10 protein-coding genes are annotated in these 13,280 nt (G+C 57.6%); all 10 read left to right on the forward strand.

The features are described 5' to 3' along the window. Positions 1 to 48: 48 nt before the first annotated feature. The 10 genes from bamA (at position 49) to tilS (ending at position 13,270) form a co-directional block, all read left to right on the forward strand. Positions 49 to 2,421 (forward strand): outer membrane protein assembly factor BamA, encoded by a 2,373-nt coding sequence (gene bamA / locus ACODS3_RS24355; RefSeq protein WP_201003575.1) that lies wholly within the window; start codon positions 49 to 51, stop codon positions 2,419 to 2,421. 44 nt (positions 2,422 to 2,465) lie between these two features. Next, positions 2,466 to 2,969 carry an OmpH/Skp family outer membrane protein gene (locus ACODS3_RS24360; protein ID WP_025258953.1) on the forward strand — a complete coding sequence of 168 codons (504 nt, stop codon included), beginning with the start codon at positions 2,466 to 2,468 and terminating at the stop codon, positions 2,967 to 2,969. A gap of 3 nt (positions 2,970 to 2,972) precedes the next feature. Continuing rightward, positions 2,973 to 4,028, forward strand: a complete 1,056-nt coding sequence (gene lpxD / locus ACODS3_RS24365; protein WP_201017887.1) for a UDP-3-O-(3-hydroxymyristoyl)glucosamine N-acyltransferase — start codon at positions 2,973 to 2,975, stop codon at positions 4,026 to 4,028. Positions 4,029 to 4,138: 110 nt separating this feature from the next. Next, positions 4,139 to 4,579, forward strand: coding sequence for a 3-hydroxyacyl-ACP dehydratase FabZ (fabZ, locus tag ACODS3_RS24370; protein ID WP_201003571.1), 441 nt, complete (start codon positions 4,139 to 4,141; stop codon positions 4,577 to 4,579). Further along, positions 4,576 to 5,352, forward strand: a complete 777-nt coding sequence (lpxA, locus tag ACODS3_RS24375) for an acyl-ACP--UDP-N-acetylglucosamine O-acyltransferase (protein ID WP_201003569.1) — start codon at positions 4,576 to 4,578, stop codon at positions 5,350 to 5,352. The genes fabZ and lpxA overlap by 4 nt, the downstream gene beginning before the upstream one ends. Positions 5,353 to 5,354: 2 nt before the next feature. Further along, positions 5,355 to 6,494 carry a lipid-A-disaccharide synthase gene (gene lpxB / locus ACODS3_RS24380; RefSeq protein WP_201017886.1) on the forward strand — a complete coding sequence of 380 codons (1,140 nt, stop codon included), beginning with the start codon at positions 5,355 to 5,357 and terminating at the stop codon, positions 6,492 to 6,494. 11 nt (positions 6,495 to 6,505) lie between these two features. Then, the gene (rnhB, locus tag ACODS3_RS24385) at positions 6,506 to 7,156 is read left to right on the forward strand and encodes a ribonuclease HII (protein ID WP_201017885.1); all 651 of its coding nucleotides are present in this window, start codon (positions 6,506 to 6,508) and stop codon (positions 7,154 to 7,156) included. A 66-nt stretch (positions 7,157 to 7,222) separates the two neighbouring features. Then, positions 7,223 to 10,744: a DNA polymerase III subunit alpha gene (gene dnaE / locus ACODS3_RS24390; RefSeq protein ID WP_201017884.1), complete on the forward strand. Its 3,522-nt coding sequence runs from the start codon at positions 7,223 to 7,225 to the stop codon at positions 10,742 to 10,744. Positions 10,745 to 10,858: 114 nt separating this feature from the next. Next, complete coding sequence (locus tag ACODS3_RS24395; RefSeq protein ID WP_201003561.1) at positions 10,859 to 11,806, forward strand: acetyl-CoA carboxylase carboxyltransferase subunit alpha; 948 nt, start codon at positions 10,859 to 10,861, stop codon at positions 11,804 to 11,806. A gap of 132 nt (positions 11,807 to 11,938) precedes the next feature. Continuing rightward, positions 11,939 to 13,270 carry a tRNA lysidine(34) synthetase TilS gene (gene tilS / locus ACODS3_RS24400; RefSeq protein ID WP_489036653.1) on the forward strand — a complete coding sequence of 444 codons (1,332 nt, stop codon included), beginning with the start codon at positions 11,939 to 11,941 and terminating at the stop codon, positions 13,268 to 13,270. The last annotated feature ends 10 nt before the right edge of the window (positions 13,271 to 13,280 follow it).

The following is a 13,280-nucleotide window of genomic DNA, read 5'->3' on the forward strand; positions in this document are numbered from 1 at the left end:
CATTTTGCGGCAGTTTGTTTATTGCCAGTTGGAATAAGAAAGGACTTCATGAAACGTCTGCTGCTAACTGCGGTTCTTGCCGTACTGATGATCGCCGAAGTTCACGCCGAGTCCTTCACCATCTCCGATATCCGTGTCAACGGCCTGCAGCGGGTGTCCGCCGGTAGCGTCTTTGGTGCGTTGCCGCTCAACGTGGGCGAGCAGGCGGATGATGGTCGTCTGGTTGACGCTACTCGTGCGTTGTTCAAAACCGGTTTCTTTCAAGATATCCAGCTGGGACGTGATGGCAATGTTCTTGTCATTACTGTCGTTGAGCGTCCTTCCGTTGCGAGCATCGAAATCGAGGGCAACAAGGCGATTTCTACCGAAGACCTGATGAAGGGCCTGAAACAGTCCGGTCTGGCCGAAGGTGAAATCTTCCAGCGTGCGACCCTTGAAGGTGTGCGTAACGAGTTGCAACGCCAGTACGTTGCACAAGGCCGTTACTCTGCCGAGGTTGCTGCCGAGGTCGTGCCTCAGCCGCGCAACCGTGTCGGTCTGAAGATCAACATCAATGAAGGCACCGTTGCTGCCATTCAGCACATCAACGTGGTGGGTAACTCGGTTTTCCCCGATGAAGACCTGATCGACCTGTTCGAGCTCAAGACCACCAACTGGCTTTCCTTCTTCAAGAACGACGACAAGTACGCCCGTGAAAAACTCTCCGGCGACCTTGAGCGTCTGCGTTCCTATTACCTGGACCGCGGCTATATCAACATGGATATCGCCTCGACCCAGGTTTCGATCACGCCTGACAAGAAGAACGTGTACATCACGGTCAACGTCAACGAAGGCGAAAAATACACGGTCAAGTCGGTCAAGCTCAGCGGTGACCTGAAAGTGCCTGAAGATCAGGTCGAGTCCCTGTTGCTGATTCAGCCGGGCCAGGTGTTCTCGCGCAAGGTCATGACCACGACTTCCGAGTTGATCACCCGTCGCCTGGGTAACGAAGGCTATACCTTCGCCAACGTCAACGGCGTACCGACTCCGAATGACCAGGACCATACCGTAGACATCACTTTCGTGGTCGATCCGGGCAAGCGTGCCTACGTCAACCGTATCAACTTCCGTGGCAACACCAAGTCTGCGGACGAAGTGCTGCGTCGCGAAATGCGTCAGATGGAAGGTGGCTGGGCTTCGACCTACCTGATCGATCAGTCGAAAACCCGTCTGGACCGCCTGGGCTTCTTCAAGGAAGTGAACGTCGAAACGCCAGCTGTTCCGGGCACCGACGACCAGGTGGACGTCAACTACGCCGTGGAAGAGCAGGCTTCCGGTTCGATCACCGCCAGCGTTGGTTTCGCACAGAGCGCCGGTCTGATCCTCGGTGGTTCCATCAGCCAGAACAACTTCCTGGGTACAGGTAACCGCGTCAGCATTGGCCTGACCCGTAGCGAATACCAGAGCCGCTACAACTTCAGCTATGTCGATCCGTACTGGACCGCTGATGGCGTGAGCCTGGGCTACAGCGCCTTCTACCGCACCACCAACTATGACGACCTCGATGTCGACGTGGCGAGCTATGCAGTAGACAGCCTGGGTGCCGGTATCAACCTGGGCTACCCGATCAGCGAGACTTCGCGTCTGACCTACGGCCTGAACGTTCAGCAGGACAAGATCAAGACCGGTACCTACACCGTTGACGAGATTTTCGACTTCATCAACAGGGAAGGCGACAGCTTCCTGAACTTCAAGGGTTCTGTGGGCTGGTCCGAGTCCACCCTGAACAAAGGTGTACTGGCAACCCGTGGTCACTCGCAAAGCCTTGTGTTCGAAACCACCTTGCCGGGCAGCGACCTGTCGTTCTACAAGCTGGACTACCGCGCACAGTATTTCCACCCGATCACCGATAACTACACCCTGCGTCTGCACACCGAGCTGGGTTATGGTGACGGCTACGGTTCGACCTCAGGTCTGCCGTTCTATGAAAACTACTATGCCGGCGGTTTCAACTCGGTTCGTGGCTTCAAGGACAGCACCCTGGGTCCTCGCAGTACGCCAAGTTCCGGCCGCAACCCCGGTACGATCGCAGACCCGGATCAGGACCCTCTGCCATTTGGTGGCAACGTTCTGGTCCAGGGTGGCGTAGAGGTCATGTTCCCTCTGCCGTTCATCAAGGATCAGCGTTCCCTGCGTACTTCCCTGTTCTGGGACGTGGGTAACGTGTTTGACTCAAATTGCGATTCCAGCAGAACGCTCAATGGTCAAAGAGTCGAGTGTAACAACGTAGACTTTTCCGGTATGGCCAGCTCTGTTGGTGTTGGCGTCACCTGGATCACTGCTCTCGGTCCTCTGAGCTTCGCACTGGCCATGCCGGTCAAGAAGCCAGACAACGATGCAGAAACTCAGGTTTTCCAATTCTCCCTGGGCCAGACGTTCTAAGCGTCTGATCCTTGATAACGAAACGAATTCTGTAGGAGTGTATTGTGCGTAAGTTGACTCAATTGGTAATGCTGGCAACCGTTCTTGTCGCTGGCCCTGCATTTGCGGACATGAAAATCGCTGTTCTGAACTATCAGATGGCGTTGCTGGAATCCGATGCTGCGAAGAAATACGCTGTGGATGCCGAAAAGAAATTCGGTCCGCAACTGACCAAACTGAAAACCCTGGAAAGCAGCGCCAAGGGCATCCAGGATCGCTTGGTAAGTGGTGGCGACAAGATGGCTCAGCCTGAGCGCGAGCGTCTGGAGCTTGAATTCAAGCAAAAGGCCCGTGATTTCCAGTTCCAGTCCAAGGAGCTGAATGAAGCCAAGGCCGTTGCTGACCGTGAAATGCTCAAGCAACTCAAGCCAAAGCTGGATCAGGCAGTGGAAGAAGTCATCAAGAAAGGCGGCTTTGACCTGGTATTCGAGCGCGGTGCAGTGATTGATGTCAAACCACAGTATGACGTCACTCGCCAGGTCATCGAGCGCATGAATCAGCTGAAGTAACCCATGAGCACAATCATCAAACTCGGCCAGTTGGCCGAGTTCCTTGGCGCCACGCTACGTGGCGACAAGGACAAGAACATTACGGGGCTGGCCACTTTACAAGAGGCCGGCCCTGATCAGATCAGTTTCCTGGCAAATCCCCAGTATCGTAAGTTTCTTGTGGATGCCAAGGCGGCTGCCGTGTTGCTCAAGCCTGCAGATGCCGAAGGCTACGCTGGCGATGCCTTGCTGGTGCCGGACCCGTATCTGGCCTATGCCCGAATCTCCCATCTGTTCGATCCCAAGCCCAAGGCTGTTGCCGGTGTTCATGCCACGGCTGTCATCGCTGATGACGCCCAGGTAGACCCGACCGCCAGTATCGGTGCCTATGCCGTGATCGAAAGCGGTGCGCGCATTGGTGCGAACGTGACCATCGGCGCTCATTGCTTCATCGGTGCTCGTTGCGAGATTGGTGAGGGCGGCTGGCTCGCTCCTCGCGTGACGCTTTATCACGATGTTCGCATTGGCAAGCGTGTGGTCATTCAGTCGGGTGCAGTGCTCGGCGGGGAAGGCTTCGGTTTTGCCAACGAGAAGGGTGTCTGGCAAAAGATTGCGCAGATTGGCGGTGTCACCATCGGTGATGACGTAGAAATCGGCGTCAATACGGCAATCGATCGTGGTGCCCTGGCTGATACCCGCATCGGTAATGGCGTCAAGCTCGACAACCAGATCCAGATTGCCCACAACGTCCAGATCGGCGATCACACTGCCATGGCAGCCTGTGTCGGTATTTCGGGAAGCACGAAAATCGGCAAGCATTGCATGCTGGCCGGTGGCGTCGGGCTTGTGGGGCATATCGAGATATGTGATGGCGTTTTCATCACCGGTATGACTATGGTTACCCATTCCATTACCGAGCCTGGCTCCTATTCTTCCGGTACCGCCATGCAGCCTGCTGCCGAATGGCGCAAGAGCGCAGCCCGGATTCGCAAGCTCGATGACATGGCGCGGCGACTTCAGAAGCTGGAAAAGATCGTAGAGACAGTGACCTGTAACGGTAATGTTTCATCTGATGGCTGATACCTTTTTCATATCAAGCGATCACAGTCGATAAACTGCCATCCTTGATGCAGAGGAGTGTTGCGTAGTAGCGACGCACTCCCAATCTTTACTACAGGCTTCCCCTCGAAATGATGGACATCAAAGAAATTCGCGAATACCTGCCTCATCGTTACCCGTTCCTGCTGGTGGACCGTGTGACGGAGTTGGATATCGAGAATAAAAGAATTCGCGCCTACAAGAATGTCAGTGTCAACGAGCCTTTTTTCAACGGCCATTTTCCTGATCATCCAATCATGCCGGGTGTTCTGATCATCGAAGCGATGGCTCAGGCCGCAGGTATCCTGGCATTCAAGCTGCTCGACTCGAAACCGGCAGACGGCACGCTTTACTATTTCGTGGGTTCGGACAAGCTGCGCTTCCGTCAGCCGGTGCTTCCGGGCGACCAACTGGTTCTTGAGGCCAGGTTCCTGAGCAGCAAGCGCCAGATCTGGAAGTTTGAATGTCAGGCCTCGGTCGACGGTAAACCTGTATGCTCCGCAGAAATCATTTGTGCGGAACGCAAGCTATGAGTTTGATTGACCCTCGCGCAATCATCGATCCGACGGCCATCCTGGCCGATGATGTTGAGGTCGGCCCCTGGTCGATCATCGGAGCCGATGTGGAAATTGGCGAGGGTACGGTTATTGGTCCGCATGTCATCCTCAAGGGGCCGACGCGGATTGGTAAGCACAATCGCATCTACCAGTTTTCCTCTGTAGGGGAAGACACGCCCGATCTCAAGTACAAGGGTGAAGCGACTCGTCTGGTGATCGGTGATCACAACGTTATTCGCGAAGGGGTGACCATTCACCGCGGGACCATTCAGGATCGCGCTGAAACCACTCTGGGTGACCATAACCTGATCATGGCCTATGCCCATATCGGGCATGACAGCGTCATCGGCAATCACTGCATTCTGGTCAACAACACTGCACTTGCCGGGCATGTGCATGTGGATGACTGGGCGATCCTTTCCGGATTCACCCTGGTTCATCAGTTCTGTCATATCGGTGCCCACAGCTTTTCAGGTATGGGGACGGCGATTGGCAAGGATGTTCCGGCCTTTGTCACCGTGTTTGGCAACCCTGCCGAAGCGCGCAGCATGAACTTCGAGGGCATGCGTCGTCGTGGTTTCTCCGAGGATGCGATTCATGCTTTGCGCAAGGCCTACAAGACGGTCTATCGCCAGGGGCTGACAGTGGATCAGGCGATTGTCGAGCTGGCCGAGCCAGCCGCGTTGTTTCCTGAGGTCGCGATCTTCCTCCAGTCAATCCAGACTTCGACCCGCGGCATTACCCGCTGACCATGGCTGGCTTACTACGCATTGCGCTGGTTGCTGGAGAGGCATCCGGCGACATTCTTGGTTCGGGACTGATGCGTGCCATCAAGGCGCGCCATCCCGATGTCGAGTTCATCGGTGTCGGTGGGCCGTTGATGGAAGCCGAGGGCATGGTCTCCAGCTTCCCTATGGAACGCCTGTCGGTCATGGGGCTGGTGGAAGTGCTTGGCCGTCTGCGAGAGTTGCTGGCCCGACGCAAGCTGCTGGTTCAGACGCTCATCGAAGAAAAGCCTGATGTATTCATCGGCATCGATGCACCTGATTTCACGCTCAATATCGAACTCCAGCTACGGCGTGCCGGGATCAAGACCGTGCATTACGTCAGCCCTTCGGTATGGGCCTGGCGGCAGAAGCGTGTCCTGAAGATTCGTGAAGGCTGCGATCTGATGTTGACCCTTCTGCCGTTTGAAGCCCGTTTCTATGAAGAGAAGGGCGTGCCGGTACGTTTTGTCGGGCATCCTCTGGCCGATACGATCCCTCTTGAGTCCGATCGTCCGGCTGCCCGCGCCGAACTTGGCCTGGGTGACGGCCCGGTGGTTGCGCTTATGCCCGGCAGTCGTGGCGGTGAAGTCGGTCGCCTGGGAAGCCTGTTCTTCGAGACTGCCGAACGTCTTCTGGCCCAGCGTCCCGATTTACGTTTCGTCCTGCCTTGCGCGAGCCCTCAGCGGCGGGCGCAGGTCGAGCAATTGCTGCAAGGCCGTGATCTGCCTGTCACGCTGCTCGATGGCGGCTCCCATACCGCATTGGCGGCCTGCGATGCGGTACTTATCGCTTCCGGTACCGCGACTCTGGAAGCCTTGTTGTACAAGCGGCCGATGGTGGTTGCCTACCGTCTGGCGCCGCTGACTTTCTGGATACTCAAGCGGCTGGTCAAAAGTCCTTACGTTTCCCTGCCGAACCTGCTGGCTCAGCGTCTGCTGGTGCCTGAGTTGTTGCAGGATGCCGCAACCCCCGAGGCGCTGGCCCGGACGTTGCTGCCGCTGCTCGACAATGGGCAGGTGCAGACCGAGGGCTTTGATGAAATTCACCGTATCCTGCGCCGTGACGCCTCCAATCAGGCTGCCGATGCGGTACTGAGCCTGCTTGGCCATTCGCCTTCACTGTGAGTTCTCGATCAATGCAAATAGGTTTGGATTTCAATCTGGTCGAGGATCTGGTTGCGGGTGTCGACGAAGTCGGCCGTGGTCCGCTGTGCGGCGACGTGGTGACGGCGGCAGTCATCCTCGATCCTGCCCGTCCGATACTGGGCCTCAATGACTCCAAGAAACTCACCGAAGCCCGTCGCGAGAAGCTTTACGACGAGATTCGCGAGAAAGCCCTGTGCTGGTTCATTGCCCGGGCCGAAGTCCACGAAATCGACGAGCTTAATATCCTGCATGCGACCATGCTGGCCATGAAGCGGGCAGTGGAAGGTCTGAGCATCACGCCCAGGCTGGCGCTGATCGATGGCAATCGTTGCCCGAAATTATCGGTCCCCTGTGCGCCAGTGGTTCAGGGCGATGCAAAAGTGCCGGCTATTGCCGCTGCATCGATTCTGGCCAAAGTCACCCGTGATCGCGAAATGGCCGCTTTCGAGCTGATGTATCCCGGTTATGGCATGGGCGGGCACAAAGGCTATCCGACACCGGTTCATCTGGAAGCCCTGGCCCGCCTTGGGCCGACGCCGATTCACCGGCGCTCCTTCGGGCCGGTTCGTGCCGCCTGGGAAGCGCGTGAAGTCTTGTCGAGCGCTTCGTCCTTGCGCCCGAACGGGTTTTTGCAGGACTGACGTATCGGCCAAGGCTCGCTACAATCCTGACCTTCGTTTTTTGTGTTTTCGCGCTATAGGATCACCATGCCGGCTTCTTTCGTTCATCTACGCCTGCACACCGAATACTCACTGGTCGATGGTCTGGTCCGGGTCAAGCCACTGATCAAGGCTCTGACCGGCATGAATATGCCTGCCGTGGCGGTGACCGATCAGAACAACATGTGTTCGCTGGTCAAGTTCTACAAAGCGGCGCAGGGCGCCGGGATCAAGCCGATCTGTGGTGCCGACCTGTGGCTGGCAGGCAGGGACGAAGATGCCCAGCTCAGCCGTATCAGCCTGTTGGTGATGAATCCCCAGGGCTATCGCAACCTGACCGAACTGATTTCCCGAGGCTTTATCGAAGGTCAGCGCAACGGGCTGATCATCGTCGAACGTGAATGGGTTGCCGAAGCCAATGAAGGGCTGATTGCCCTGTCGGCCGCCAAAGAGGGTGAGATCGGCATGGCTCTGCTCGGCGGTAATCCGGGCGAGGCTGATGAGTTGCTGCGCTGGTGGATGACGGTGTTTCCCGACCGCTTCTACGTCGAGTTGCAGCGCACCAACCGCACCAACGATGAAGAGCATCTGCATGCTGCCGTTGCTCTGGCCGATCGTCACGGTGCACCACTGGTTGCGACCAACGATGTGCGCTTCATCAAACAGACTGATTTCGAAGCGCACGAAACCCGCGTATGTATTGGCGAAGGCCGGGCGCTGGATGATCCGCGTCGTTCGCACAACTACAGCGATCAGCAGTATCTGAAAAGCCCCGAGGAAATGGCCGAGCTGTTCAGCGACCTGCCCGAAGCGCTGGAAAACACCGTAGAAATCGCCAAGCGGTGCAATATCGACGTCAAGCTGGGCACGCACTTCCTGCCCAACTTCCCGATTCCCGATGGCATGACCATCGACGAGTATTTCCGCAAGGTGTCGTTCGAGGGGCTGGAAGAGCGTCTGGCTGTTCTGCTCCCCAGGGACACGACCGAAGATTACGAGGCCAAGCGCCAGGTCTATGTCGACCGGCTGAATTTCGAGCTGGATATCATTATCCAGATGGGGTTCCCCGGTTACTTCCTGATCGTTATGGACTTTATCCAGTGGGCCAAGAACAACGGCGTGCCGGTTGGCCCGGGTCGTGGGTCGGGTGCCGGGTCGCTGGTGGCCTATGTGCAGAAGATCACGGACCTCGACCCGCTGGAATACGACCTGCTGTTCGAGCGCTTCCTCAACCCGGAACGGGTATCGATGCCCGACTTCGACGTCGACTTCTGCATGGATGGTCGCGACCGGGTGATCGACTATGTGGCCGAGAAATATGGCCGCAACGCAGTAAGCCAGATCATTACCTTCGGTTCCATGGCCGCCAAGGCTGTGGTGCGTGACGTGGCGCGGGTGCAGGGCAAGTCCTACGGCCTGGCTGATCGTCTGTCGAAAATGATTCCGTTTGAAGTCGGCATGACACTGGAGAAAGCTTTCGAGCAGGAAGAGATCCTGCGCGACTTCCTCAAGGTCGATGAAGAAGCGGCTGAAATCTGGGAGATGGCCCTCAAGCTTGAAGGCGTTGTGCGTAACGTCGGCAAGCACGCCGGGGGCGTGGTTATTGCACCGACCAAGCTGACCGACTTCTCGCCGATCTATTGCGACGAGGCGGGCGACGGTCTGGTAACCCAGTTCGACAAGGACGATGTCGAGGCTGCGGGGCTGGTGAAGTTCGACTTCCTCGGTCTGCGGACCCTGACCATCATCGACTGGGCGCTCAAGACCATCAACCGTGACCGCGCCAAGGTCAACGAAGAGCCGCTGGACATCGCTTTCATCCCGCTCGATGACATGCCGACCTACCAGCTGTTGCAGCGGGCAGAGACCACTGCGGTATTCCAGCTTGAATCCCGCGGCATGAAAGAGCTGATCAAGAAGCTCAAGCCCGACTGCCTGGAAGACTTGATCGCACTGGTGGCCCTGTTCCGTCCGGGGCCTTTGCAGTCCGGGATGGTGGATGACTTCATCAACCGTAAACACGGTCGTGCGGAGTTGTCCTACCCCCACGTCGATTACCAGTATGAAGGCCTCAAGCCGGTACTGGCGCCCACCTACGGCATCATCCTGTATCAGGAACAGGTGATGCAGATCGCTCAGGTCATGGCGGGTTATACCCTCGGTGGTGCAGACATGCTGCGTCGTGCGATGGGTAAGAAGAAACCCGAGGAAATGGCCAAGCAGCGCGGCGGCTTCATTGAAGGTTGCAAGACCAACAATATCGACCCGGACCTTGCGGGTAACATTTTCGACCTGGTGGAAAAATTCGCCGGTTACGGTTTCAACAAGTCCCACTCCGCTGCCTACGGCCTTGTGTCGTATCAGACCGCATGGCTGAAGACCCACTACCCGGCGCCTTTCATGGCGGCCGTGTTGTCTGCGGATATGCACAACACCGACAAGGTCGTGACCTTGATCGAAGAAGTGCGGACCATGAAATTGCGCCTCGATGCGCCGGACGTGAACATTTCGGAGTTCAAGTTCACGGTCAGCGACGATGGCCGGATTCTGTACGGGCTGGGTGCGATCAAGGGCGTGGGTGAAGGGCCGGTCGAGGCCATTACCGAGGCCCGTGCGGCGGGGCCGTTCAAGGACCTGTTCGATTTCTGTGCTCGCGTCGACCTCAAGCGCGTCAACAAGCGGACTCTGGACGGCCTGATTCGCAGTGGTGCGCTGGATCGTCTCGGTCCCTATTTCGAGCAGGAACCCAAGGCCTATCAGGCCAATATCGACCGTAACCGTTCGGTGTTGCTGGCGGCCCTCGAAGAGGCGATACAAGCGGCCGAGCAGACTGCGCGCAGCCGTGACAGCGGGCACTCGGACCTGTTCGGCGGCCTGTTCGTCGAAGAAGATGCCGATGTCTATGCCAACCATCGCAAGACCCGCGAGCTTAGCCTCAAGGACCGGTTGCGTGGCGAGAAGGAAACCCTGGGGCTTTACCTGACCGGGCATCCTATCGATGAATACGAAGGCGAGATTCGACGTTTCGCCCGCCAGCGGATCATCGACCTCAAGCCGGCACGCGATACTCAGACGATAGCGGGGCTGATCATTGCCCTGCGGGTCATGAAGAACAAGAAGGGCGACAAGATGGGGTTCATTACCCTGGACGACCGCTCTGCGCGTATTGAAGCTTCACTGTTCGCCGAAGCGTTCCATTCGGCGCAATCGCTTTTGCAGACCGATGCTATGGTGGTAGTCGAAGGCGAAATCAGCAATGACGATTTTTCCGGTGGTCTGCGCCTGCGTGCCAAGCGGGTCATGAGCATCGAGGATGCGCGTACTAACCTGGCAGAAAGCCTGCGCCTGACCGTGCATTGCGATGCGCTCAAGGGCGACCGGCTGCGCTGGCTCGGTGATCTGTGCAAGCGTCACCGGGGAGCGTGCCCTATCACGCTGGACTACACGGGGCCTGATGCCAAGGCATTATTGCAGTTTGGCGAGGAGTGGCGAATTGATCCGGCAGATAGCTTGATTCAAGCTCTGCGTGACCAGTTCGGACGTGAGAACGTCTTTCTCCAGTATCGCTGAACGACTAGGCTCAGCCTGAACTTTTAATCTCGACCGGAATGCGCCCTTTCCACGGAGCAGGGCGCTGACGGACAACCGGCCGGCCTCTTGGCCGTCGACCCAAGACGGATGCCTATGAACCCGAATTTTCTTGATTTCGAACAGCCTATCGCTGACTTGCAAGCCAAGATCGAAGAACTGCGCTTGGTCGGTAATGACAACTCGCTGAACATCAGCGATGAAATCTCCCGGCTGCAAGACAAGAGCAATACGCTCACCGAAAGCATTTTCGGAAATCTGACCAGTTGGCAGATTGCGCGTATGGCGCGTCACCCACGTCGTCCTTACACCCTGGACTACATCGAACACATCTTCACCGAGTTCGATGAGTTGCACGGTGATCGTCACTTCTCCGATGACGCTGCCATTGTTGGTGGTATTGCTCGCCTGGAAGACCAGCCTGTCATGGTGATCGGTCACCAGAAAGGTCGTGAAGTCCGTGAAAAGGTGCGTCGCAACTTCGGTATGCCGCGTCCTGAAGGCTATCGCAAGGCCTGCCGTCTGATGGAAATGGCCGAGCGTTTCAAGATGCCGATCCTGACCTTCATCGACACACCGGGTGCCTATCCGGGCATCGACGCCGAGGAGCGCAACCAGAGCGAAGCAATTGCCTGGAACCTGCGTGTCATGGCGCGTCTGAAGACGCCGATCATCGCTACCGTTATCGGTGAAGGCGGTTCCGGTGGTGCGCTGGCCATTGGTGTCTGCGACCAGTTGAACATGCTGCAATATTCGACCTATGCGGTCATTTCGCCAGAAGGCTGTGCGTCGATCCTGTGGAAGACTGCCGAGAAGGCTCCGGATGCTGCCGAAGCCATGGGCATCACCGCTGAGCGCCTGAAAGGCCTGGGTATCGTTGATAAAGTGATCAGCGAGCCTCTGGGCGGCGCGCACCGCGACCCGGCTGCTGCGTCTGCCACCATTCGTGCAGAGCTGAGCAGCCAGTTGGCGATGCTCAAGAAGCTGGATAACGATGCCCTGTTGGCACGTCGTTATGAGCGCCTGATGAGCTACGGCCTCTGATATAGCGTTGCTTTCTTTGCGGATGAATCCGCTCCTGTTTCCCGCAGGAGCGAATTCATTCGCGAAAAGCGTCGTATCGGGAATGCTGCTCTTTCGCGGATAAATCCGCTCCTACAGGGCTGCGACCTTTCTGTGTACAAGCATGACGGTCACGATCTCCCCGCCAGACTGCTTCAAGTCCTGGCCCCCTGGCGTCACGCGCCTGTCTGGCATGTCGGTTTCTCCGGCGGTCTGGATTCCACTGTATTGCTGCATCTGCTGGCTGAGCTCGCCACGCGCGAGAACTTGCCGCCACTTAATGCCATTCATGTTCACCACGGCCTGCAAGAGGCTGCCGATGCGTGGCCGGAGCATTGTCGGCAAGTGTGCCTGAAACTGGGCGTTCCCTTTCAGAGTGTGGCGGTGCAGGTGAAGCCTGGCGCAAGCATCGAGCAGGCGGCCCGTGAGGCGCGTTACGCGGCTTTCATTGAGCGGCTGGGCGAGGGCGATCTGTTGCTGACGGCGCAGCATCGTGACGATCAGGCCGAGACATTGATGTTTCGTCTGTTGCGAGGTGCCGGTGTTCGAGGGCTTGCCTGCATGCCGTTGCATCGGGCTATCGGCAAAGGGCAGATGTTGCGGCCGCTACTGTCGGTTTCCCGTGCCGAACTGGAAGGCTATGCGCAACAGCATGGCCTGAGCTGGGTTGAAGATCCGAGTAACGAGGATCAGCAACTCTCCCGAAATTTCCTGCGCAAGCAGGTCATGCCGTTGCTGGCTTCGCGCTGGCCGCAAGTGTCCACGAGTATGGCGCGTACCGCCGAGCATATGGGTGAGGCGGAGCAATTGCTGGGAGAGCTGGCGGAGCAGGATCTGGCCAGTGCCCGGCCAACCACATCCTTTGCGTGGCTGGGTATGCCGGTATTGGCCCTGGGGCCTCTGGCCGATTTGTCCGTCGCCCGGCAGCGCAATGCGCTTCGCCACTGGCTTGCGCCGCTGACCCGTCTGCCGGATACCGATCACTGGGCAGGCTGGGAAACCTTGTGCAATGCGGCAGAAGGCGCACGACCCTCATGGCGACTGGCCGACGGTGAGTTGCATCGGGCCGAAGGGCATATCTGGTGGCTGTCGGGGAGCTGGTTGCAATCTCCTGAGGCGATGCCGCTCTGGTCTGATGCATCCGGTTCATTGAGTCTGCCCGGCAACGGTCACGTCAGTATCGAAGGCGACAGCCCCCTTGGTCCTCTGCAGATCCGCTATCGCCAGGGCGGTGAAATCATGCAGCTACAAGGCCGTGGCCATCGCGATCTCAAGCGCTTGCTCAATGAACGTGGCGTGCCGCTGTTCGTGCGCGGCAGATTGCCGCTGCTCTATCGTAATGATCAATTGTTGGCCGTCGCCAACCTGCCGGGGCTGGACGGCGCGTCCCATGGAAACTGGCGATTGCACTGGATTGCACCGACGAGCGACCAATGTTTGAGCTGAAAGGCCCTTT

The organism is Pseudomonas sp. FG43 (genome assembly GCF_057809175.1).

What these genes read in the sequence shown, in the direction of transcription:
- bamA (WP_201003575.1), top strand. Translation starts at nt 49, where the DNA reads ATGAAACGTCTGCTGCTAACTGCGGTTCTTGCCGTACTGATGATCGCC.
- lpxD (WP_201017887.1), top strand. Translation starts at nt 2,973, where the DNA reads ATGAGCACAATCATCAAACTCGGCCAGTTGGCCGAGTTCCTTGGCGCC.
- fabZ (WP_201003571.1), top strand. Translation starts at nt 4,139, where the DNA reads ATGATGGACATCAAAGAAATTCGCGAATACCTGCCTCATCGTTACCCG.
- lpxA (WP_201003569.1), top strand. Translation starts at nt 4,576, where the DNA reads ATGAGTTTGATTGACCCTCGCGCAATCATCGATCCGACGGCCATCCTG.
- lpxB (WP_201017886.1), top strand. Translation starts at nt 5,355, where the DNA reads ATGGCTGGCTTACTACGCATTGCGCTGGTTGCTGGAGAGGCATCCGGC.
- rnhB (WP_201017885.1), top strand. Translation starts at nt 6,506, where the DNA reads ATGCAAATAGGTTTGGATTTCAATCTGGTCGAGGATCTGGTTGCGGGT.
- dnaE (WP_201017884.1), top strand. Translation starts at nt 7,223, where the DNA reads ATGCCGGCTTCTTTCGTTCATCTACGCCTGCACACCGAATACTCACTG.
- ACODS3_RS24395 (WP_201003561.1), top strand. Translation starts at nt 10,859, where the DNA reads ATGAACCCGAATTTTCTTGATTTCGAACAGCCTATCGCTGACTTGCAA.